Annotated in this window: 16 protein-coding genes; 6 read left to right on the forward strand and 10 right to left on the reverse strand. The window is 73.2% G+C overall.

Annotation, left to right across the window (positions count from 1 at the left end; all coding sequences use genetic code 11):
• Positions 1–15: 15 nt before the first annotated feature.
• The 9 genes from ACWCXC_RS35140 to ACWCXC_RS35180 all read right to left on the reverse strand — a co-directional run bounded on the left by ACWCXC_RS35140 (position 16) and on the right by ACWCXC_RS35180 (position 10,597).
• Positions 16–1,785, reverse strand: coding sequence for a VgrG-related protein (locus tag ACWCXC_RS35140; protein WP_450891623.1), 1,770 nt, complete (start codon positions 1,783–1,785; stop codon positions 16–18).
• Positions 1,782–2,471 (reverse strand): CIS tube protein, encoded by a 690-nt coding sequence (locus ACWCXC_RS35145; protein WP_450683794.1) that lies wholly within the window; start codon positions 2,469–2,471, stop codon positions 1,782–1,784. Before ACWCXC_RS35145 ends, ACWCXC_RS35140 begins: the two co-directional genes overlap by 4 nt.
• A gap of 88 nt (positions 2,472–2,559) precedes the next feature.
• Positions 2,560–2,985, reverse strand: a complete 426-nt coding sequence (locus ACWCXC_RS35150; protein WP_450683750.1) for a phage tail protein — start codon at positions 2,983–2,985, stop codon at positions 2,560–2,562.
• A gap of 15 nt (positions 2,986–3,000) precedes the next feature.
• Positions 3,001–3,702 (reverse strand): hypothetical protein, encoded by a 702-nt coding sequence (locus ACWCXC_RS35155; RefSeq protein ID WP_450891624.1) that lies wholly within the window; start codon positions 3,700–3,702, stop codon positions 3,001–3,003.
• Between the two features lie 2,425 nt (positions 3,703–6,127).
• Positions 6,128–6,286 carry a DUF6760 family protein gene (locus ACWCXC_RS35160; RefSeq protein ID WP_383651168.1) on the reverse strand — a complete coding sequence of 53 codons (159 nt, stop codon included), beginning with the start codon at positions 6,284–6,286 and terminating at the stop codon, positions 6,128–6,130.
• On the reverse strand, positions 6,283–6,771 hold the full coding sequence (locus ACWCXC_RS35165; RefSeq protein WP_450683748.1) for a hypothetical protein: 489 nt from the start codon (positions 6,769–6,771) through the stop codon (positions 6,283–6,285). Before ACWCXC_RS35165 ends, ACWCXC_RS35160 begins: the two co-directional genes overlap by 4 nt.
• Positions 6,768–7,208, reverse strand: a complete 441-nt coding sequence (locus tag ACWCXC_RS35170) for a phage tail protein (RefSeq protein WP_111337042.1) — start codon at positions 7,206–7,208, stop codon at positions 6,768–6,770. The genes ACWCXC_RS35165 and ACWCXC_RS35170 overlap by 4 nt, the downstream gene beginning before the upstream one ends.
• Before the next feature lie 60 nt (positions 7,209–7,268).
• Positions 7,269–8,795 (reverse strand): phage tail sheath family protein, encoded by a 1,527-nt coding sequence (locus ACWCXC_RS35175; protein WP_450683747.1) that lies wholly within the window; start codon positions 8,793–8,795, stop codon positions 7,269–7,271.
• A 470-nt stretch (positions 8,796–9,265) separates the two neighbouring features.
• Positions 9,266–10,597 (reverse strand): COG1470 family protein, encoded by a 1,332-nt coding sequence (locus ACWCXC_RS35180; protein ID WP_450891633.1) that lies wholly within the window; start codon positions 10,595–10,597, stop codon positions 9,266–9,268.
• Positions 10,598–10,822: 225 nt separating this feature from the next.
• On the opposite strand from ACWCXC_RS35180, the gene ACWCXC_RS35185 reads away from it, so the two are divergent.
• The 5 genes from ACWCXC_RS35185 to ACWCXC_RS35205 all read left to right on the forward strand — a co-directional run bounded on the left by ACWCXC_RS35185 (position 10,823) and on the right by ACWCXC_RS35205 (position 19,430).
• On the forward strand, positions 10,823–11,542 hold the full coding sequence (locus ACWCXC_RS35185; RefSeq protein WP_450891625.1) for a response regulator transcription factor: 720 nt from the start codon (positions 10,823–10,825) through the stop codon (positions 11,540–11,542).
• Positions 11,543–11,703: 161 nt separating this feature from the next.
• Positions 11,704–13,248 carry a hypothetical protein gene (locus tag ACWCXC_RS35190; RefSeq protein WP_450891626.1) on the forward strand — a complete coding sequence of 515 codons (1,545 nt, stop codon included), beginning with the start codon at positions 11,704–11,706 and terminating at the stop codon, positions 13,246–13,248.
• A 179-nt stretch (positions 13,249–13,427) separates the two neighbouring features.
• Positions 13,428–16,562 carry a hypothetical protein gene (locus ACWCXC_RS35195; RefSeq protein ID WP_450891634.1) on the forward strand — a complete coding sequence of 1,045 codons (3,135 nt, stop codon included), beginning with the start codon at positions 13,428–13,430 and terminating at the stop codon, positions 16,560–16,562.
• Between the two features lie 37 nt (positions 16,563–16,599).
• Positions 16,600–17,313, forward strand: a complete 714-nt coding sequence (locus ACWCXC_RS35200) for a DUF4255 domain-containing protein (protein ID WP_450891627.1) — start codon at positions 16,600–16,602, stop codon at positions 17,311–17,313.
• The gene (locus tag ACWCXC_RS35205; protein WP_450891628.1) at positions 17,310–19,430 is read left to right on the forward strand and encodes an ATP-binding protein; all 2,121 of its coding nucleotides are present in this window, start codon (positions 17,310–17,312) and stop codon (positions 19,428–19,430) included. Before ACWCXC_RS35200 ends, ACWCXC_RS35205 begins: the two co-directional genes overlap by 4 nt.
• A 103-nt stretch (positions 19,431–19,533) precedes the next feature.
• Here ACWCXC_RS35205 and ACWCXC_RS35210 read toward each other — a convergent pair whose 3' ends face one another.
• Positions 19,534–20,328: a class I SAM-dependent methyltransferase gene (locus tag ACWCXC_RS35210; RefSeq protein ID WP_450891629.1), complete on the reverse strand. Its 795-nt coding sequence runs from the start codon at positions 20,326–20,328 to the stop codon at positions 19,534–19,536.
• A 237-nt stretch (positions 20,329–20,565) separates the two neighbouring features.
• Between ACWCXC_RS35210 and ACWCXC_RS35215 the strand changes: the two genes are divergently transcribed.
• Positions 20,566–20,979: a hypothetical protein gene (locus ACWCXC_RS35215; RefSeq protein WP_450891630.1), complete on the forward strand. Its 414-nt coding sequence runs from the start codon at positions 20,566–20,568 to the stop codon at positions 20,977–20,979.
• Positions 20,980–21,480: the final 501 nt, after the last annotated feature.

The raw sequence follows: 21,480 nt of genomic DNA on the forward strand, positions 1-21,480 counted from the left end.
TCGATGGGCGGGGCGTCAGTTGATGCGGATGAGGGCGGCCTTCAGGACGGCGAGCAGGCCGCCGTCGACGGTGACGCCGGTCTTGCCCTCGACGGTCACCGACCTGCCCTTCACCTGGACGTCTCCGGCGCCCGCGTCGAGCGTGATCCCGGAGCGGCCGAGCGACAGCGAGCTGAGGACCCGGGAGGTGCCGCGCGCGTACACCTTCAGCGCGATCTCGCCGCGCCGCTCGTCCAGCACGACCTCCAGCTGCTCGTCCCCCGTGGCCAGCCGGACGCCGGACGGGCCGCGCGGGGTGTCGAGCAGTTCGATCCGGTTGCCCGAACGGGACACCAGCGAGCGGCGGTTGACCTTGCCGCTGGTCGGGTCCACGAGCGGGACATCGTGCGGGGACGGCTTGTCGACGCCGTTGTAGAGGCCGCCGAGCACATACGGGCTGTCGATCAGGCCCTGCTCGAAGCCGACCAGCACCTCGTCGTTGACCTCCGGGCTGAACACCCCGCCGCCGCCCTGCCCGCCCCACTGCACCGTGCGGACCCAGTCCGTGACGTAGGTGTCGTCCAGCCAGGGGAACTTCAGCCGCACCGACCCGCGTTCCCTGCCCCGGCCCTCGCGGATGTCGGTGACGACGCCGATCGCGAGGCCCGGCATCCGGGGGCCGGGCGGGGGCGCGCCCGGCCCGGCGGTGAGCCCGGTCAGCGAGCGGTCCGGATCGGTGCTGACCAGGACGGTCGTACGGTAGCCGCCTTGCGGGTCAAGGGTGTGGTGGGCGGCGGTCGCGGTGTAGCGCCCGGCGAACGCGGGGCCGACGTTGCCGAGCGCGACCGGTTCGCCGGCCCGCAGCTTCGGGTTGCCCTCCGCGACCGCCTCGATCTCGCCGAAGCCGGAGGCGACCCGGCCGGCCACGGCGCCGGCGACCGCGCGCGCCTCGGCCTGGGTGCGGTACGGGGTGTCGGCGACGGTCATCCGGGCGTTCTTCCCGAAGGCCCCGGCGGCGGCGGACGGACTGGCCCCCGGGACGACGGTCTCGGACCGGACGGCCTGCTCGCGGGCGACCAGCCGGACCTTGTTCTCCACGTCCCAGCCCCGCACCTCCACGCTGTCCGCCCCGTCCGCCCCGGTCAGAACGGCCCGCAGCGCCAGCAGGTTGCGCCCGTACTCCAGCACCATCGGGTGCTTCGACGCGGACGTGGACGGCGCGGGTGCCGAGGCGGCCGGCTTCGGCCTCACGAACTGGAGCACACCCTTCTCGTCCACCCGGACGTGCGCGCCGCACTCTCCCGCCAGGTACTGGAGGAAGTCCCAGTCCGAGACGTTCGGCTGGGTCAGCTGCTTGTACGTCACCGGGGCCGCCTCGACCTTCCCGCACGGCAGCCCGGCCCCGGCGGCGACCTTGCGGACGATGTCGGCGGCCTTCATGTTCCGGTACGCGACCACCTTGCGCCCGCGCCGCAGCCGGTGCGCCTTGGAGAAGGCGCGGACGACGGTGAACGATCCGGTGGTGTCGCTGTCGAGCTCCAGCGCGGTCACCTCACCCGTGAACAGCCGCTCGCGCGCCCGTTCCTGGACGGTGACCACGGAGATCTTCAGCTCGGTGCCGATCGTGATCCCGGTGGCGGTGAGCAGCGTGTGGTACGGGTCGCGGTACGTCAGCACGGCGCTGTCGGGCAGCCCGACGTTCTCGTCCACCGTGCAGCTCACCAGCTGGGCTGCCCACGCCTGGGGCAGCTCGGCGGGCGCCTCCACGATCGGGTCGGCGGCGAAGGAGCGGGCGGGGCCGGTCATCGGGCGGCCTCCGGTACGTCTTCCCCGGCGGTGCCGTCCTCCAGCGCGGGCACCAGGAGTTCGCTGCCGGGAGGCAGGTGCATGGGGTCGTCGATGCCGTTCGCCTCGGCGATCGTGCGCCAGGCCGTGGCATCGCCGTACTCCCGCCAGGCGAGCAGCGGCAGGCTGTCCCCGGCGACCACCGTGTGCGTACGCCGTGCCTCCCGCGACCCGGACGTCGGGTTCTGCCCGGCCGGGTCGACGCTCGCCTCCTCGATCGACAGCGAGCAGGTGGCGCGCAGCGGCTTCCCGTCCACGTCGAAGAGCGTGTACGAGACCGAGAGGCTGGAGAGCACCCCGTCGAACGACGTCGTCCTGGACGTCCCCCAGTCGAACCGCACCCACGGGCTCGACGGCTTCTTCCGGCCCAGACTGCTCGGCGTCGGCACGCACGCCGTCATCAGCTGCTCGACCGCCCGCTCCACGGAGTTGTCGTGGGTGGCGGTGGCGTCCAGGAACACGTCCAGCGACAGCGAACGCGGCCCGCTGCCCACGAATTCGGGCAGCGCGGACTCGCCCGCCGTACGGGACGGGGTGCGGCGCCACTCGGTGGACTTGCGCAGCGAGAGCGTCGACGGGTTGAACTGGAGCGTGAGCCGGGCGAGGGTCCCGCCGGGCTTGGCGCCGACGTCCGACGGCGGCTCCATGATGGTCAGCTGTGCGCGGGCACGGCTCGTGCGGGCAGCGGCAGGCACGGGGTCCCTCCTTCCTGGCCGTCCAGTGGTCCATGGCTCATCAGGAGGGCACCAGCCCTTCGTGCGCGATCTCCAGCGTCTCGACCGCCGCCTGCGAACTGGCCGGGTCGAAGGACGGCCCCTGCCAGCGGACCGGCACGATCCCCTGGACCTGCCAGCTGACGATCCGGCTCAGATCGGGACGCAGGGCGACGATCTCGCCGTCCTTGCGCTCGACGCGCTGCGTCGTCTCGCTCAGCCAGCGCGCGATCTTGAGCGTGTCGGCGGTGACCGGACGGGTCAGCGTGATGTTGGTCCAGGTGATCCGCCCCGGCAACTGCCAGGTGAACCCGTTGTTGCCGCCCTCGGCGTAACTCTCGATCTCCACCTCGGCGCCCAGCCCCGAGCAGGTGTGGAACGCGCCGAGGTCGCTCCCGCCGATGGTGAGCTTGAAGAACACGCTCGTCGCGAAGATGTTGTCCGTCATCCGTGGTCTTCCTTGTCAGCGGCGGCCGTCGTACGGACGTCCGGAACGTTCGCGGCCCCGCCGCAGATCGGCCCTGAGCAGCCGGGCGACGGGGTCGATCAGGCGGCGCGCCAGGTCTTCGACGTCCGGCTCGGCGGTGGGCTCCGCGAGCCGCTCGGGCGCGGTCTCCCGGGCGGGCTGCCGCTGCACGAAGGTGACCGGCACACCGGCCGGACCGGCGTGCGCGACGGCACGCTGGACCCCTGCCCCGTGCGCCTGCTTGGGCGGCGACGGGACGGATCGGGGAGCCACCGGCGGCAGTACGCCGGACGGCGCGCCCGCTTCCGGTACGGGCTCCGCCACGACCGGCATCGCGAGGCGCTGCACGGGTGCGGCGAAGTGGCCGGGGCGCGGGGTGCCGGGCGGGTGCGGCCGGACGACGGGCGCCCGGGAAGCGTGCTCCGGTACGAGACCGGCCGGGACGGCGGGCCCCTGCGGTACGGCGGGCCGGGCCGGAAGCGGGGCGGGCGGGCGCGGCGGGGCCACCGGCTCGGCGGCGACACGCTGGACGACCGGCCGCGCCTCCCCGGGCCCCGCCGGATTCGGCGCGTCACGCCGCCAGGTGGCCGGCACGACGGGCCGACCCGCAGCGGCGGACGCCCGGGCGCTGAACCCGTCGGCCGCGCCGGTACGCACGGTGAGCGCCCGTGCCACGAGAAGCGCGCGGGTGCGCCGCACGGGGGCACTTCGCGGCGTCCGCCCACCAGCGACCGGCCGCACACGGACAGCGGCGCGTTGGGCGGCGGGCACGCCCCTCAAGGGCATCGCGGGTGAAACGGGCTGCCCGGGACGCCCGGCGGCCGGCGCCCTGAGCGGGGCTTCGTTCGCGGACCCAGCGGTCGGCGGGAGCCCCGGCAGGGGCGCACCGAGTCCGCCCCGCTCGCGGGCGCGCGAGCCGGGCCCGGCCGACGCGGCATCCGGCACGGGACGCACACCGGCGCCGGCGCCGGGCGTCTGCCGCTGCACGACGGGCAGCCCGGGTGCCGCCGCCCCCTCGCGGGCGCCCGCGACGAACGGGGCAGCGCCTGCGGGCAGTTCACGCAAGGGCTTGCCCAGCGCGGGCCGCAAGGTGGCCGGACGGGGGGCCTGCGCGGGAGCGGGGCCGGGGGTGGGACGGGTCAGGGGCGCCGCGGCGGGGGCCGCGTCCGCGTGGCCGTGGACGACGGGCCGTTCGGACCCGGCCGGTCTCACCACGGCCGGCTGCCCGCCCGGGGCGGGGCGCACGGGCGGCCCGGCCGACGCGTCCGCCTCGCGCTGGACCATCGGCAGGACAGGCCCGGCCGGGGCCGTCACGGGCGGCTGCCCGTCCAGGGTCGGGCGCACGGAGGACCCGGCGGACGCGGGTACGCCCGTCTGCCGCTGGACCACCGGCACCGTGGCGCGCACCGGAGGCGCGGCGGAGGACGCGAGGCGTTCCGGGCCGGCGGACGCGGGTGCCTCCGCCTGGCGTTGGACCACGGGGAGCGCGGGTCCGGCGGAGGCGTCCGGCGCGTGGCGGGCCGGAGGCGCGGCGGTGGGCGGGTCCGTCTCGCGCCGGGGCCCCGGCAGCGCGGACCCGGCTGGGGCGCCCGCTTCTCCGGCGGGAGCCGCTACGGGCGGCTGCCCGCCCAGGGTGGGGCGTACGGAGGGCCCGGCCGACGCGTCAGACCGGCGTTGGACGACGGGGAGGGCAGGCCCGGCCGGGGCCGCCCCGGACGACTGCCCGTCCGGGGCCGAGCGTACGGAGGGTCCGGCGGACGCGGGTGCGTCCGCATGGCGCAGGATTACCGGCAGGGCGGGCCCGGAAGGTGCGGACCCGGCGGCAGCGGACGGGGTCGACGGGTCGCCCACGGGGGGCCGTTCGCCCGGGGACCCGCCCAGGGCAGGGCGTACCGGAGGCGCGGCGGACCGCCGCTGCGCCCCGGGGGCCGCCCCCCGCGAGGACGGACCCGTCGCAGCCGCCCCGTCGCCCGGCCCAGGGCCCACCTCGGCACCACCGGACGCGGACGCGTCCGCCTGCCGCTGCACCACCACCGGCAACTCCGGTGCGGACCGTGCGGATGCGGCAGACGGTGTGGACGGGGAAGACGGTGTGGAGGGGGCAGTCTGTGCGGACGGGGCAGCCCCGGCCCCGGTCAGCGACGCCGACGGGCCCGCCCCGGACAGCAGGTCACCCGACGACTCGCCCAGCCGAGGACGTACCTCGGGCCCACCGGACGCGGAAGCGTCCACCTGTCGCCGCACCACCGGCCCGGCATCCGAGGGCGATCCGCCCGGCCCGGGGCGCACCGCGGGCTCGGTGGATTCATCGGCCCGCCGCTGGACCACCGGCAGTTCCGGGGCGGTCCCTTCGGCGGCGGACACGGTGGGCGGTGCTGAAGGGACCGCCCCGGGCGGCAGCGCGCCGAGGGGATCGCCCAAGCCTCCGCGTACCGGAGCCGTTTCCGCCGCCGCGACCGGTGCGGGCACGCCGCTGGAGGGGACGGCGGAGACGGTGCGCAGGGGGAGTGCCGGGCGGCGGGCGAGGGTCAGCGGGGGCGCGGTGCGCCGGGCGCGCACCGGTACGGGGTCCGCCTGCGGCGTCGCGGGCGGACCGCCGTCCTCGGGCGCGCGGGACGCCGAGCCGGACACGGCGGGGACCACGCGCCTGGGCACCTCCGGGTTCCGGCCCGCGCGGCCCTCGGGCGCACCGCTCCCGCCCGGCGCCGGGGGCGACGAAGGTGTGTCCGCCGCGCCGCCCACCGCCCGCAGCACCAGTGGCGCTCCCGGGGGCGCCACCCGCGGTGTGGCCGGGGTCCGGGTCACACCGTGGACGCGCCCCGCCGGGGCGGTCGGGAGCACGGCGTGGCCCAGGTCGCCGCCGCTGTAGGCCACGTTCTGCCAGGACGCGAGGCGGGAGCGGAAGCGCAGACCGTCGCTGACGCCGATCGAGGACCGGGCGACGGTCACGGTCGGCGGCGCGACCCGGCGCCACCCGCCGTCCCAGTCCGCGCCGGGGCGGGGGGAGGCGGGCCCCGGGTCCGGGGCGTCCCCGGACCCGGGCTCCGAAGCCCGAGCCCGGTCCGCGTCGGGGACGACGCCCGCCGCCGGACGCCTCCGGAACCAGCCCTTCAACTCCACGCCCTCACCCGTTCTCGTTCACGCGGGTGTTGATCCGCGCTATCTCCCTCACCCATTCCTGCCGCTCACCGTGCGTGAGGTCGAGGATCTCCTCGCGCTGCCAGTGGAAGTGGTAGGCGATGTACGCGATCTCCTCCCGCAGCCGGGAAGGCGCGTACGTCACGATTCCCCCAGGCGCTCACCCGACAGGTCCACCTCGAACGAGCCCTGGCACAGCGGGCAGGTGACCGCCGCGTGGGTGTGCCCCTCGCTGTTGATGCGGCGGTAGAAGTCCTGGAGGAACGCCACGTCGGTCGCGTACATCCGCTCGACCACCCCCGCGTGCACATCGGTGATCGTGCCGAGCCGGGTGATCACCTGGCTGAGCAGCACCACGCTCAGGTACGCGGGGTTCTCCTTGACCCGGAGGTCGATCTGCGGGCGCAGTTCGTCGCGGGCGGTGGCGAGCCGCATGGTCCCGGTCCGGTGGGTCCGGCCCTCGTCGTCCACGTAACCGCGCGGCAGCTCGAAATCGAACTCGTCCGGCCTGCGGGCGGCCGGGGGCGGCGCCGGAGCGGCGGCCGGGGCCTCGGCCGGGGCGGGCGCGGCGGCGGCGAGACTGTCCAGGACCTCGTCGAGGCCGCCGCCGGAAACGGTCCTGCGCCTCATTCGACGACGATCTCCTCGAAGGTGATGGTGACCGTCTCGGTCGCCGCGCTGGACTCGCCGGCCTTCAGCGAGGGGCCCTCCCAGCGGCTGGCCCAGCCCTGCATCAACTGGATGCGGCGGACGGTCTCACCCTTGGAGTCCTTGATCTCGATGGTGAGGTTCTGCCGCGCGGTGTCGACCGCGCCGTTGTTCAGCGTCTCCTTGATCCACTTGGTGAACTCGCTGCTCTTGTCGAGCCCGCGCGTGATCGTCACCTCGCCGGCCTGGCGCGCGCCGGGCTGCTTGCGGATGATCTGCTTGCCGGTGGAGGTCACCTGCCGGACCTCCACCACCTCCTCCTCGACGGTCAGACCGCTGATCTCCTGGATCGACTCCACGAGATAGCCGCCGAGCTGCACGCCGAAGACGTGGGTGGAAAGAGCGTCGCCCTCTGCCATGACTCTGTGTCACCTGTTCCGTTCGTTGTCGCCTGCTGGGTCACTGCGCGAGGGGGACGGTCACTCGTCCACGAGGCTCGTGCTGTCCGAGAACTGTGAGAGCCGGAAGACGACGAACTCCGCCGGCTTCACCGGCGCGACGCCGATCTCGCACACGACCTGGCCCAGGTCGATGGACTCCTGCGGGTTGTTGTCCCGGTCGCACTTGACGTAGAACGCCTCTTCCGCCGTACGGCCGAAGAGCGCGCCCCTGCGCCATTCCTCGGAGAGGAACGCGGTGACGTTGCGCCGGATGCTCGACCAGAGGCGGTCGTCGTTCGGCTCGAAGACGACCCACTGGGTGCCCAGGAGGATCGACTCCTCCAGGTAGTTGAAGAGCCGGCGGACGTTGAGGTAGCGCCAGGCCGGGTCGGAGGAGAGGGTGCGGGCGCCCCAGATCCGGATGCCCCGGCCGGGGAACGCGCGCACGCAGTTGACGCCGATCGGGTTGAGGAGGTCCTGCTCGCCCCGGCTCAGGCGCAGTTCCAGGTCGAGCGCGCCCCGGATGACCTCGTTGGCGGGGGCCTTGTGCACACCGCGCTCGCCGTCGCTGCGGGCCCAGACCCCGGCGACGTGGCCGCTGGGCGGCATCAGGGTCTGGCGGCCGGTGGCCGGGTCGAGGACCTTCAGCCAGGGGTAGTACACGGTCGCGTAGCGCGAGTCGTAGCCGGCGTCGTCGTTGCGCCAGGTGCGGACGCGCTGGGCGTTCATGCCGGGCGGGGTGTCCAGGACGGCGACCCGGTCGCCCATCTGCTCGCAGTGCGCGATGAGCGCGAGCTGGACGGCCCTGACCCCCTCGTCGTCGATGTCGCCGCGCTGGTGGGCGCTCATCAGATCGGGGACGGCGACCATGGTGATCTCGTCGATCGCCTCAAGGGCCGCGATGCCCGTACGGGCCGACGCGTCGCCCACGTACTCGGCGGGGCCGCCGCGGCCGGCGGCACCCGTGTCCGGGGTGGCGGGCGCGAGGGTGAGGCTCTGCTTCTCGGGGCGGGACTGCGCCGCGCCGGGCTGCTCGGTGACCTCGATGAGCTTGGACTGACGGGCCTGGGTGACGAGATAGCCCTTGACGTTCTTGCGTACGGAGGTGTCGAAGGTCTCCACCACCTTGCCGCCCTGACGGACCAGCAGGCGGAAGCGGTCCTCCGGCGGGTTCTCGCCCTCGGCGTCGGCGACCTCGATGGAGATCCCGTCGCCGGCGCCCGGCCGGGCGGCGACCAGGAACCCGCCGATGGCCACGGACGGGGCGGTCGCGGGCGCGCCCTCCTGCGGTGCGCCCTCGGCGGGGCCGCCGATCCGGACGATGTACGCGGCGCCGCCGCCGTTGCTGAAGAACCCGTGGACGGCGAGCGTCAGATACGTGTCCGGGGTGAAGGTGCCGAACGTCGAAACGTACTGGTCCCAGCTGGTCACCAGCGTCGGCCGGTGGAAGGGGCCGGTCTCCGCGAAGCCGACGAAGGCGGCGACCGCGGTGCCGACGCCCTCGATGGGCCGTGCTCCGGACTGCACCTCCTCCACGTATACACCTGGGGTGAGGTACGACGGCATGCTCGCTCCTTCGGCTGGTCAGACGTTCGCCCGCCCAGTCTCACCAGGGGCGCGCGCGGGCAGACAGGCCCCAAAGTCCTGGCCGGGGGGCAAGACGGCTGCCTTTCCGGGCCGGTACGTCCGATCACCGGGCACGAGGGATTAGTTTCAGCCAGAAAATATTGAGCCCGTCAGAGACATCGGCTGGAATTGTCCGGTCGCTCCGGGGAACCGGATGAGACCGGATCCGCTCCACCGAGCGCGTGGCCCAGTGGTCCAGTCCATTTGGCATACGGGGATATGACGGGGAATCACCCGGGAAACGCCGGAATTGGCCGCCTTCCCGCACTCCGCGCATTCGCCCGTCCAGCCGTTCCCCGTGTGTCCGGGTGTGTGAAGGGACACATCCGGATGAACGCGTGGTGGCGCATCCCCGCAGGTGGGAAACCCGTCTGTTCACACAGCCGGAACAGCGCAACCGGAATCCGGCGCTATCGTTCCTCTCGCGAAACATCGCTCAGCACACCGCTGACATTGAGTACTTGGTGACACCCGGAAGCCTGCTTGCCGGTGGCCGGAGTCCCAGGCTTGGAGCAGGTCACGGAAACGGTGACCGCTGCCTTCTCCGGTATCTGAATGGGGGTGACCCAGTGATAGTCCTGGTTCCTGAACGTCTCCAGGGCAATGGTGGTGATCTTCCGCTGGCCGAAAGAGATCGTCAGCAACCCTTCGTCGCCCTGGAAATTCGCCACGACGATGTCCGTGACACCGAACGTCTTGCCTGCCGGGACCACATAGGCGCGGGTCTCCTCGCCCCCGGCGCCGGTCTGGACGTCGATCGTCTCCGAGCTCTGCCCGCTGTTCCCACCGCCGCCGCCGCCACTGCCGCCGGTCGAGCCGGAACCGCCCGTGGACCCGCCGGAGCCCTCCGCCCCGGCCGTGCCGCCCTGACCCTCGGGCTGCCCCTGGCCGCCGCCGGTGGAGCCGGACGCAGCGCCGCCGCCCTGCTGGGGCTGCCGGTTCTCCTCCTGGGCGGCCTTGGCGCCCGCCTCCTTGGCGGTGCTGCGGACGGCGGGGCGCACCAGCGCGAACCAGGCGAGCAGCAGCGCGAGCACGGCCGCGAGCAGGATCAGCAACCACTTGGGCAGCAGCGGGAGTTGGGCGAACTCCCCCTGCAGGGGCTCCGGCCGGACGTCCCGGACGTCCCGGACGTCCCGGGCGTCCTCCCTGCCCGCCCCGTCCGCCTCCGGCTCCCCGGCCACCACCTCGAACGGCCAGGCGGCCGGCGCGCCGAACCAGATCAGCTTCCGGGCGCGGACCCGCAGCGCCACCTCCGCCGACTCGCCCGGCTCCAGCTTCCGGCGCTCCGGCGTGAACGCCAGGCGCAGCTCCTCACCGGGCTGCCGGGCGGTGAGCAACGCTTCCGTGGGAGCGTTCCCACGGTTCTGTACGGCGGTACGGAAACGCGCCCCCAGCCAGCCCCGGCGGCGCCCCGGCTCCAGCCGTGCGCGCAGCTCGCGGAAGGGCTCGACCACCACCGTCATCTCGGGGACGGCCACCGACTCGGGGTGCTCGGCGGGCAGCACCCGTATCCCCAGGGGCTTCTCACCGGCCGGAACCTCGTGCGACCGGGGCGGCGCGAACCGCACCGTGACGACCTCGGAAGTGCCGGGATAGAGGGAGACCCGGGCCGGTTCCACCGTGGTCCACGCCGCACAGTCGCCGACCACGTCGAGGGTGTACGCCTCGACGATGTCGCCGTCGTTGCGCACGGTCAGCGTGGTCGTCGCTTCGGTCCCGGGCGTCACCGTCACCGTGGGCATTGCGAGTTCGGCAGATGTCGTCACCCTGCGACGCTAGGCCGCGCCGCGCCCCCGGCAGCAGGGGCACGAGGGCAAAGCACGGGCACCGCGGGTGCCCCCGGGGCACACCCGCGCCGGGCGCCCGCGCCGCACCCCCGGGCCAGGTCGCCCTGCCCGTGCACGACGTACGCGTATGGCACGGGGACAAGACGGAAACCGGCGGAAGCGGCCCAGAAGGACGAGCACATGACCACGATCACGACAGACACGACGACGACAGCGGCGGAACCGGGCGCCCTCGCCCCGGCCGAACAGCCCGCGCTCCGCATACCCGCCCCGGCGTCCGGCCGGGTCACCGTGGCGGTGTATGCCGAGGACCTGATCCTGAGGACCGGGGTGGTCCAACAGCTGCGCCGGCGCCCGGAGATCGAGCTGGTCCCGGACGAGGAGGCGGACCGCGCCCAGGTCTCCCTGGTGGTGGTGGACGTGGTGAACGAACCGGCCGTCCAGCTCCTGCACCGCCTCCAGCGCAACACCACCACCCGGACCGCGCTCGTCGTCGGGTACTTCGAGGCGGGCGCCCTCCAGACCCTGATCGAGTACGGGGTGGCCGCCGTCCTGCGGCGCGGGGAGGCCGACCAGGACCGGCTGGTCCACCTCGTCACCGCCGTCGCGAAGGGCGAGGGGGTCCTTCCCGGAGACCTCCTCGGCAAGCTCATCGACCACGTCAGCAGCCTGCACCGCTCGGTCCTGGACCCGAGGGGCCTCTCGCTGTCCACCCTCACGACCCGTGAGGCGGAGATGATCCGCCTGGTGTCGGAGGGGTACGGCACGGCGGAGATCGCGCAGAAGACCTCCTACTCCGAGCGCACCGTCAAGAACGTGCTGCACGAGGTCGCGACCCGCCTCAACCTGCGCAACCGCGCCCACGCCGTCGGGTACGCCATGCGGCACGGCCTCATCTGACGCACGGTCCGGCACCGGGAGGGCAGCGGCCGTTGCCCCCTCGGTGCCCCGCCACGGCCGCCCGGCCGGGGCCCGCGTCCCGGGCACTGCCCCGGCACCCCTTGCCCGGACGGGCCCCGGCCCGGTGTCGTGGCGGTGACCGTTCGTGGAAAGGCAGACCGATGTCCCAGCGTGAGCAGCGCACCGACCGGACCGCCGAGACCCGGCCCGCCCCCACACGCGGCCCGGCCCCCGCCGAGCGCACCGCGCTCCTCGACGTCCAGCGCACCCTGGGCAACGCGGCCGCCCTGCACCTGCTGCGGCGGTCGGGCCACCCGTACGCCGGGGCGGAGCGGGCCGGGGTGGAGCGGGCCGGGAGGGGTGTCCCGGTCCAGCGGTTCATGGAGCCGCGCGCGAGCGGGGACGCGGGTGCCTGGCGGCAGGCGGCGCTGGCGTACGTCCAGACCGACGCGCAGCGCATCCTGGCGGACTACGCGCCGCTGGCGCTGGGGAAGAAGCTCAGCAAGAAGCAGCGGGACACGCTGCTCGCGGACCTGGGCATCGAGGACGCCTGGCGGACCGTCGGCAAAGCCATCGCGGAGGGGCCCGCCTCGGCCGGGGAGGACGTCGACGCCTCGCTGACGGCGGTCGTGCGGAAGCTGAACATGATGGAGCAGGAGAACGCGACGGCCGCCAAGACCGGGGAGGAGGCCGACTACGCCGCACCCCTGCCGCACGCCGTCGTCGGCACCGAGTTCACCTTCACGGACGACACGCTCAGTGGACGGGCCGGGGGCAACCCCCTGCGCGTGGACATCGGCGGCCTGACCGGGCAGGCGGACGCGCGGGCGAGGGCCGCGATCACGTACGCCCGGAACAAGATGAACCAGTGGGCCGCGCTGGTCCAGAACGCCCCGCCGCCGGACGGGTTCACGCTCACCACGAGCAACACGACCGTCAAGGGGCAGGACGCCAGGCGGTTCACGTACACCGACGGCACCTCCCGGTGGTGGTGGGAGATCACCATGGACGACGCCTGCCTGGAAACCCGGACCGCCCCGACCCCGGCCGCCGAACTGCGCACCGGCCATGTGCACTTCATCATCAACCACCACATCTTCCCGCTCGCCACGGCCAGTGGTCTGCGCGTGGACCAGAGCATCGCCGGGGGCGGCGGGCACATCTCCCTGGACAGCGCCTCGACGTTCGGCGACAGCGTCGAGCTCTTCGTCCAGTCCATGCGGGAATGGGAGACGCGGTGGCAGACATGGGTCGCGCGGTTCGGCGCCGCGCCGCGCGAGAAGGACACGGTGAACGCGCCGTGGACCGGCGACCTCCCCCAGGGCGATGCCCATCTGCGGCGCGTGCAGGACCTCCTCGACACGATCCTGGCGGACGCCTACGAGGGCGACGTGGACCTGCCCGGCGCCGTACGGCGCCTTCAGGAGCACCTGCTGGAACTGCCCCTGCACCAGGACGCGACCCCGGACCTCCGGGACAAGGTGGCCGCCCATCCCGAGGACCGGCTGCACTACCAGGCGGTCAACCTGGAGCACATGGACGACGCGAACGCGGCCCACCGCCGCGTCGAGTTCCGCGACATCCAGGCGCAGCACAGCCATGAACAGCTGGTCGACGACCTTCTGTTCATCGGTTCCCTGCTCCAGGGCGTCCGGGCCGACGTCGCGCCCGAACAGGAAAGCCGCCTCAAGGAGCGTCACCGGTAGACGCGGCCGCAAAGGGCACCCGCTCTTCCCCGTGCCGGGGTACTCCGGGCCCTGTCGCCGAGCCCCCTTGGCAGCGATGCTCGATGTGGAGAACCATCGACCAGACTGTGAGGTGGACCGTGGGCGGTCCTGGTGGCCCGGCGAGGGGTGCCCGGTTGCGCCGGCTGTGCGGTGCGGTGCTGCTGCTGACGCCGCTGCTGGTGGCGGGGTCCGTGTCCGCCCCGCAGGGCGTCCAGCCGGCCGCCGCAGCTCCTGTGCCGGGGGCGGCGGCCGACACCGGGCGGATCGCCTTCGCCGGTACGGGGCACCGCAGCCTCGGCCGGGTCACGTCGGAGACCGCCACCGCGGACCTGTTCGAGGGCGACGACCCGGCCCACTACGACCAGGACGCCTACGGGCGCGGCCGGGCGCTGGTCTTCACCAGCCTCCGGGACGAGACGCGCCCGCAGGTCTACCTGCGCCGCGCGGACGGCACCGTACTGCGGCTGACCAGCGGCATGGACGCGGCGCATCCCGAACTCTCCGACGACGGGCGGACGGTGGTCTTCGACTCGCCGGGCAACGGTGGCCGCCGGGACCTGTGGTCGGTGGACGTCGACGCCCCCGAGAAGCCGAAGCAGCTGACCGACACCCCCGCCGAGGAGACCTCCCCGACGCTCTCCCCGGACGGCACCCGTATCGCGTACGCGAGTGACGGCGGTCCGGAACGGGGCACACAGATCTACGCACGCGACCTGGACGGCGGCACGGTGGAGTGCCTGAGCAACAGCGCGGAGGGCGACGCGGACGAGCCCGAGTGGAACCCGGTGGGCGACTCCGCCCACGCCTCCCGTGTCGTCTACACGGTGCACGTCGAACCGGCCTCCGACACGGACACCGGCCACCGGCTGCGGGTCACCGACGGGGCCGGGACCGCCCGGCCCGTGCTGACCGGGCTCGGCGACGACTGGGGCACCCGGTCACCGGCCTGGCTGCCCGACGGCGAGGGCCTGCTCTTCCTCAGCCCGAACACGGACTGCGGATGCTCCGTCTACGACCACGTCTACCGCATCGGGTCCCTGACCGATCCGGCCCCGCACATGGTGCTCACCGAGGACCGCGAGGTCGAGACCCCGGCGGTGCTCGGGTCCCGGGACTCCTGGACGGCGGTCGTCACCCGCAGGACCACCAAGGACCCCGCCCTCGTCACGCTGCAGGACATGCGGCAGGACGGCTCGGACCCCCGCGACCTGCGCCTCGACGTCCTGCGCGAGGACCCCAGGGCCCTCACCAACACCAGCGACGACCCCGCCGTCGACCCGCTGTTCCACCCGGCCGCCGGCTACGACCCGTGGACCGAGCGCCAGACGTACACGCCTGACGGGCGCAGCATCGCCCTGACCCGGTTCGAGACGATCGACGGGCAGCGGGTCCAGCGGATCTGGCTCGCCGACACGGACGGGAAGCGGCCGGCGCCCATGAAGCTGGACGGGCGTGGCCCCCAGGACCGCGACACCGACCCCTCGTTCTCCCCGGACGGCACCCGGCTGGCCTTCACCCGGTCCACGCCCGGTACGGACGGCGCCTGGACGAGCCGGGTCCTCGTCGCGGACGTGGCCTCCGGGCGCATCACCGGCGAGGTCGTGCCCCCGGACGGTGAGGTCTCCGGTGCCGACGCGCAGCCGGCCTGGTCGTCGGACGGTACCGTGCTGGCGTTCACCCGGGCCGAGGTCGTCCGGGGCCTGGGCGGCATCAAGCACGTGTGGACCGCCCCGGTGGAGGGGTTGGAGCGGCAGCAGGACATCAGCCGCCTCGGCGGCTGCCCCGGCGAGTGCAAGGTCATCGACGACAGCCCCGCCTTCTCGCCCGACGGGAAATCCGTCGCCTTCAACCGCAAGGACCGCGCGGACCAGATCAACCAGCGCGCCAGCATCGTCGTCACGTCCCCGGACGGTACGAACTGCCGGGTCGTGCTGCCCACCGGCCGCGGCAACGACCCCGCCGCCTGCGGTGCGCAGATCCCGGACGTCGAGGCGACCGGCCCGTACCAGCCGCGTGACGTGGCCTGGTCGCCGGACGGTTCCCGGCTGGTCCTCAGCCACCGCCGGGGCCGGGCCCCCAACTCCCCCGAGCAACTGTCCGAACTGGTCCTCGCCACCGGCACCCTGACCCCGCTCACCGCGCCACTGCCCGGCCGCCAGAAGGAACCCGCCTTCCAGCAGAAGGTGGACCTGGCCGTCACCGCGCCGCCGACCGCGCCCACCGTGGAGACGGGGTCCTCGGTGACCCTCACGGTCACCGTCACCAACCACGGCCCGGCCCCTTCCCCCGGCACCACGCTGGTCGCCGACCTGCCGCCGGGCGTCCGCCTGGAAGGCATGAGCACCCCCGCGGGCCCGTGCGCCTCCGCTACGCCGGCCTGCGCCCTCGGCCTGCTCGCACCCGGTGCCCGGGTGCCGGTCACCGTCCGGCTGACCGGTGTCGCGAACGGCCCCTGGGAGCTGGGCTGGTCGGTCGAGGGGGCAGTCGTGGACCCGAACCCCACGGACAACGCCACCCACACAGCCGTACGGGTCAGCGTCCCGCCCGTTCTGCCCGGCACGCCGCCCACCCAGCAGCCCACCCCGCCCAAGCTGCCGCCCCCGGCCGCACAACCGCCGGCACAGCCGCCCGCTCTGCCGCCCGCACCCGAGGCGGGGCCCGGTCTCGCCGTCCGCGCCCAGCCGAGCCCCGGCTACGTCGGCGGCCGGATCGTGGTGACCTACACCGTCCGCAACGGCGAGAACGCCCTGGCAACCGGCCTGCGCCTGCGGCTCGGACTGCCCGCCCGCATCCCCGTGGCCACGCTCCCGGCGGGCTGCGCCGACGGGGTCTGCACACTCCCCGACCTGGCACCGGGCGCCTCCACGGTCCTGAGGGTCGTCCTCGCCCCCGACCACGCCGTGACGACCCGGATCACCGGCACGCTGACGACGACCGGCACCGACGCGGACCGGGGCGACAACGTCTCCCGCATCCCGCTGCGCGTCCTGCAGCCCCGGATCGTCTCCGTGCCGGAGATCGGCAAGCCCGGATTCGTCACCTCGGTGCGCGGCAAGGACTTCCCGCCCGGCGCGCCCGTGAAACTGGCCTGGAAGCCCGGCATCACCGCGGCCGCCGCGCCCACCCTGCCCGGCCGTGACGGCACGTTCATCGCCCAGCTCCTCATCCTGGTCAAGGACCGGACGGGGCCGCGCACCATCACCGCGTCCGGCCCCGGCTTCTCACCCGTGACGACGGACTTCCTCGTGGTGACGGGCAACCTGGCCCCGCCGGACGAGATGGGACGCCGGTGATCCACGAAGTGGTCCGGTCGGACGGGACGGCGCGCCGATGATCCATGAAGTCGACGAGGGACTGCGGTTGCTGCTGGCGGACGCGGGTCTGGAGGACAGCGGCGTCGACCTGGTCTTCGACGCCCCGACGAAGGACTGGTCCGCCCGCCGCAACGCGCCCACGGTCAGCGTGTTCCTGTACGGGATCCGGGAGGACGCGACGCGCCGCCGCAGCGGCACGTCCGAACAGTACGACGCCGAGGGCCTGGTCACCGGCCGCCGCACACCCCCGCGCTGGTTCGAGCTGACCTACCTGGTGACGGCCTGGACCAACCGCCCCCAGGACGAACACCGCCTGCTCTCCGAGGTGCTGCGCTGCCTGATCCGCACCCGTGCGCTGCCCGCCCGCATGCTCACGGGCAGCCTCGCTGAACTGGGCCTCACGGTCGAGATGGAGGCCGCTTCGGCGGGCTCGGGGGACCGCCCGTCCACGGTCGACGTCTGGTCCGCGCTCGGCGGCGAGCTGAAGGCCGCGATCGACGTACGGGTCTGGGCGCCACTGTCCGGCGAGGTGGAGCCCGCCGGCCCGCCGGTCACCGAGGGCCTGCTCGTGCGCACGTCTCCCGCCGTCGACGGCGAGGCCACGGACCGGGGCCGCCGGCTGCGTTACGCGGACGGCGGCCCGGACCCGGCGGGCGACGGCTTCGCCGCCGCACGCGAACGTCAGCTGCCACCGGGGCGGCGCAGGCGCGGTGGCGGGGCGGCCCGGTGACCGTCACGCGGCAGCTCCCCGACACCGCCGTCGCCGAGCTCTGGGAACGGCTCGGACACGTCGAGCGGCGCGTGCGGCACGCGGTCGCCCTGCGGCACGAGAGCGATCCGACGCCGGACGATCCGCTGCGGGGCCAGTACCTCACGCCCGCCGCCGCCGAACGCGTCCTGGAATCGCGCGACGCGTTCCTGCCCGTACCGGACCTCGGCCCCGGCGCTCCGCCCGAAAGAGGGCGGATCGCGGAACTGGCCGAGCGGTTCGCACTGACCGGGCCCGATGTCGATCTCCTGCTCGTCGCCATGGCGCCGGACATCGACGCACGGTTCGAGCGGCTGTACGGCTATCTCAACGACGACCTGACCCGGCGCCGCGCCACGATCGGTCTCGCTCTCGAACTGTCCGGGCTGCCCGGCGCGGGCCCCGGCCGGTTCCGGTTCGCACCGTCCGCCCCGCTCGTCGCGGGCGGCCTGGTGGAGGTTCTGGAACCCGAACGACCCCTGCTGTCGCGACTGTTGCGCGTCCCGGACCGGATCACCGCGCACCTGCTCGGTGACGACGAGGTGGATGCCCGGCTGCACGGTCTGGTGCGTGTGGGCGGCCCGGAGGCGGAACCGGACGGCTGCCCGGTCACCCGGCAGGCCACCGCGGCCGCCGGCACCGGGAGCGGGTTCACCCATCTGCTGGACCGGGGCGGCGACCCGGCCCGCGTCGCCGTCGGCGCGCTCGCCGCCTCGGGGCTGCGCCCGCTCCTCGTGGACCCGGCGGCGCTGGCCGCGGCCGGCGAACCGGAGCGGGTGGCGCGGATGCTGGCGTGCGAGGCACGGCTGAGCGGCGGCGGTCTCGTCCTTGGCCCGCTGGAGGCGCTGGCGCCCGAGCAGCCGAAGGGCGCCGCCGTCCTCGGGGCGCTGTGTGCGGCGGCCGGTGGTGGTTTGCCGTTGCTCGTGTACGGGCGCAGGCATTGGGACCCGTTGTGGGCGGGGCAGAGCCCGGTGACAATTCCCGTTCCGCCGCCTGCTCCGGCGGACGCGGTACGGCGGTGGCGCACCGCGCTCACCGGGGTCGGTGCGGCCACCGGGCTGGCCGCCGGGACGGACGAGGCGGATGCCCGTCTCGCGGAGGCCACCGGAGCCTACCGGCTGGACTCCGGGCAGGTCCGCCGGGCCGCCGGTGTGGCTGTCCGGCTGGCGGCGCAGGAGGGCCGCCCGGTGGAGGCCGCGGACGTGCGCGCGGCTGTCCGGGCACAGAACGGTGCGGGGCTCGCCCGCCTGGCCCGGCGGATCGAGCCGGCTGTCGGCTGGGACGACCTGGTGCTGCCCCCGGCGACCCGCCGCCAGCTCTCCGATCTGGCTCTGCGTGCCCGTCACCGTGACCAGGTGCTCGGGCGGTGGCGGATGCGGCCGGGCGGCGGCCGGGGGCGGGGCATCGTCGCGTTGTTCGCGGGGGAGTCCGGGACGGGCAAGACCATGTCGGCGGAGGTCGTCGCGGCGGACCTGGGCATGGAGCTGTATGTGGTCGACTTGTCGTCCGTGGTCGACAAATACGTGGGGGAGACCGAGAAGAACCTGGAACGGATCTTCGCCGAGGCGTCGGAGGTCAACGCGGTCCTGCTGTTCGACGAGGCGGATGCCGTTTTCGGGAAGCGTTCGCAGGTCAAGGACGCCCAGGACCGGCACGCGAACGTCGAGTCGGCCTACCTGCTCCAGCGCGTCGAGTCCTTCGACGGCATCGCCGTGCTCACGACCAATCTGCGGGCGAACCTGGACGAGGCGTTCACCCGCCGTCTCGATGTCGTCGCCGACTTCCCCGTTCCCGACGCTCCGCAGCGGCTGGCTTTGTGGGAGCGCTGCCTGGGCACGGAGATCCCCCGCGCTCCGGGCCTGGACCTGCGCACGTGTGCGGACCGGTTCGAGCTGACCGGGGGCTCGATCCGTGCCTGCGCGGTGACGGCCGCCTACCAGGCGGCGGAGTCGGGCCACCCGCTGGAGACCGAGGACCTGGTCGCAGCCGTCCTCGCGGAGTACCGGAAGCTCGGACGCCTGGTCCTGGACAGCGAGTTCGGCCCGTGGCTGGAGCGCACGAGACGCCAGGACGGCCGGGCGGGGCTCGGTGGACCATGACCGTGGGAGGGGAGCGCCTGTGAGGGAGTGCTCCCCTTGTCTCCTTCTGGTCTTGGGCGCCGGGCGTCCGGCATCGAGCGGGGTTGAGCTGGGTGTGCCTGGTTTAGCTGGGCTTGAGGGCGCGTGTTGCGAAGTAGTGTGACATGTAGGAAGCGGTTGCATTGGTGTGGTGTGGTGCCTCCGCGAAGCCGGTGAGCAGGAATCCTGCGGCGAGTTGCCCGCCGATTTGTTCGGTCAGGGTGTGGCTGTATTCGAGGGCGGCGTCCGGGCCGAATTTCGTGGCGCGTTCTTCGGGGGTGTAGTGGGTGACATCGCTGTAGGGGAGTTTGTGTACGACGTTCATTTCGCCGTGTTCGTCGAGTGCCTCGTGGTCGAACAAGTACACATCAGGGTTGAGGAAGCCCGAGAGCAGCATCCCGCCTGGCCGCAGGACACGGAAGCACTCCCGCCACACCGGCGCGAGATCCGGCACGAACAGGTTGGAGACCGGGTGGAACACCACGTCGAATGCCGCGTCGTCGAAGGTGTTGAGGTCACTCATGTCACCCAGGACGGTGTGCAGCGTGTCGAGTCCGTCACGTGTGGCTACCATCCGGTCCTGGCCGAGCTGGCCGGGAGAGTTGTCGAACACCGTGACCCGCGCCCCCGCAGCAGCGAGAATCGGGCCTTGCTGGCCGCCGCCGGAGGCGAGGCACAGCACGTCCTTCCCGGTCAAGTCGGCCGGCAGCCAGGTCCGGTCGACTGGTTCCCGTCCGATGAGAACGATTGACCAGTCGCCTTTGCGGGCGCGGTCGACATCCTCACTGCTTACCGGTCTCGACCACTCGTTGCCTTCCTGGACATATTTGTCCCAGGCCGCCCGGTTATGGGAAACGGGATCGACGGCCATGTCCTGCATATTCAGCTCCTTGCTGCAGCCAAGTGGATCTCCACGGTACTGACAGCCCCGCGTCCCCAGCCAACACGATTCTCGGGCTCGGCCCCAGGAGCGCGAGACATTGTTCCCCTGTGACTACTGAGCGCGCTGCGGAGCGACCAAGGCACTCGCCCGTCAGCACGATCGCGGGCCGGGCCAGGGTGGGGTGGGGTGGCAGCCATGTGAGGGGGCACGGATACACCGTGCAAGGATGCCAGGATGTCTCGCCGATCACGCCTTCTGTTGTGTGCCGCCGTAGCGGCCGTATCTGCCGCATTGCTCGGCCTGTTGGTCTGCGCCTTGGATGGAAAGGGTGACAACGAGGTCCTCCCGGCCAGTACGGAAGCCACGTCACCTTCGGTGGCTCGGGCGGCGCGTGAACATCTCCACCTGTCCCGCCCGTTGGGGAAGGGGAAGATGGTGCGGATGACGGTGGACGGCATACTGCGCGAACAGCACTACAACACCGTTACGGGCACTCTGGACTTCCTCAACGATGAGGGCGAGGTCGTAGACCGGATTCCTTTTCATGAAGGGGAACTTGCCGAAGGGCGGATAGAGAGCTCGACGAGTGAGCACGCTCCGAATCGGCGTGTTGAGGATGTTACGTCGGTCAGGCTTGGGCTGGTCTGAAGTTTTCTCAGTGGCGGGGCGAGCTGTAGGGACTGGTAGCACCGTGATGGTTGATCTCCGGGGCGGCCGGCGATGGGTTTCTGGTTCTGCGGGGCCCGTACGGCTCTGAGGGGTAGTCAATTCCCGGGGAAGCGAAGTCGGTTGGTTCGCAGTGTTTTTTGTGAAGCGGGTGTTTTTTCTTCGGGAAGGAAGTGCTTTGGGTTCTCGTCTCTTCCCGTGATTCCACCGGGGAGGTGCACTGGAGATCTGTCGGGGGCGGAGCGCACCTCTTGTATCCGAGCCTCGGTATGAGTACGGCTCGCCCCATCTGCCGGCCGAGCAGGCCCAAGCCTCGGGCAATCACCCCCGCACCAACTCAGCAGCCAGCTCTAGGAGTTCGCGGAGCGAACTCCGTCAAGAGAGACCGCGGAGCGGGCTCTCGCAGGCGCGGATCGCGAAGCGAACCGCGCTCCGGTCGCGAAGCGGCCGGTCTGCGTCACGGAGTGACGCCGCGTCACTGAA

The sequence above is a fragment of the Streptomyces sp. NPDC001515 genome, assembly GCF_053597115.1.

Excerpts from the sequence above, each read along its gene's own strand:
- ACWCXC_RS35165 (WP_450683748.1), bottom strand. The coding sequence starts at position 6,771 with ATGAGGCGCAGGACCGTTTCCGGCGGCGGCCTCGACGAGGTCCTGGAC.
- ACWCXC_RS35210 (WP_450891629.1), bottom strand. The coding sequence starts at position 20,328 with ATGCAGGACATGGCCGTCGATCCCGTTTCCCATAACCGGGCGGCCTGG.
- ACWCXC_RS35145 (WP_450683794.1), bottom strand. The coding sequence starts at position 2,471 with ATGGAGCCGCCGTCGGACGTCGGCGCCAAGCCCGGCGGGACCCTCGCC.
- ACWCXC_RS35190 (WP_450891626.1), top strand. The coding sequence starts at position 11,704 with ATGTCCCAGCGTGAGCAGCGCACCGACCGGACCGCCGAGACCCGGCCC.
- ACWCXC_RS35170 (WP_111337042.1), bottom strand. The coding sequence starts at position 7,208 with ATGGCAGAGGGCGACGCTCTTTCCACCCACGTCTTCGGCGTGCAGCTC.
- ACWCXC_RS35180 (WP_450891633.1), bottom strand. The coding sequence starts at position 10,597 with ATGCCCACGGTGACGGTGACGCCCGGGACCGAAGCGACGACCACGCTG.
- ACWCXC_RS35175 (WP_450683747.1), bottom strand. The coding sequence starts at position 8,795 with ATGCCGTCGTACCTCACCCCAGGTGTATACGTGGAGGAGGTGCAGTCC.
- ACWCXC_RS35140 (WP_450891623.1), bottom strand. The coding sequence starts at position 1,785 with ATGACCGGCCCCGCCCGCTCCTTCGCCGCCGACCCGATCGTGGAGGCG.
- ACWCXC_RS35185 (WP_450891625.1), top strand. The coding sequence starts at position 10,823 with ATGACCACGATCACGACAGACACGACGACGACAGCGGCGGAACCGGGC.
- ACWCXC_RS35215 (WP_450891630.1), top strand. The coding sequence starts at position 20,566 with ATGTCTCGCCGATCACGCCTTCTGTTGTGTGCCGCCGTAGCGGCCGTA.
- ACWCXC_RS35200 (WP_450891627.1), top strand. The coding sequence starts at position 16,600 with ATGATCCATGAAGTCGACGAGGGACTGCGGTTGCTGCTGGCGGACGCG.
- ACWCXC_RS35150 (WP_450683750.1), bottom strand. The coding sequence starts at position 2,985 with ATGACGGACAACATCTTCGCGACGAGCGTGTTCTTCAAGCTCACCATC.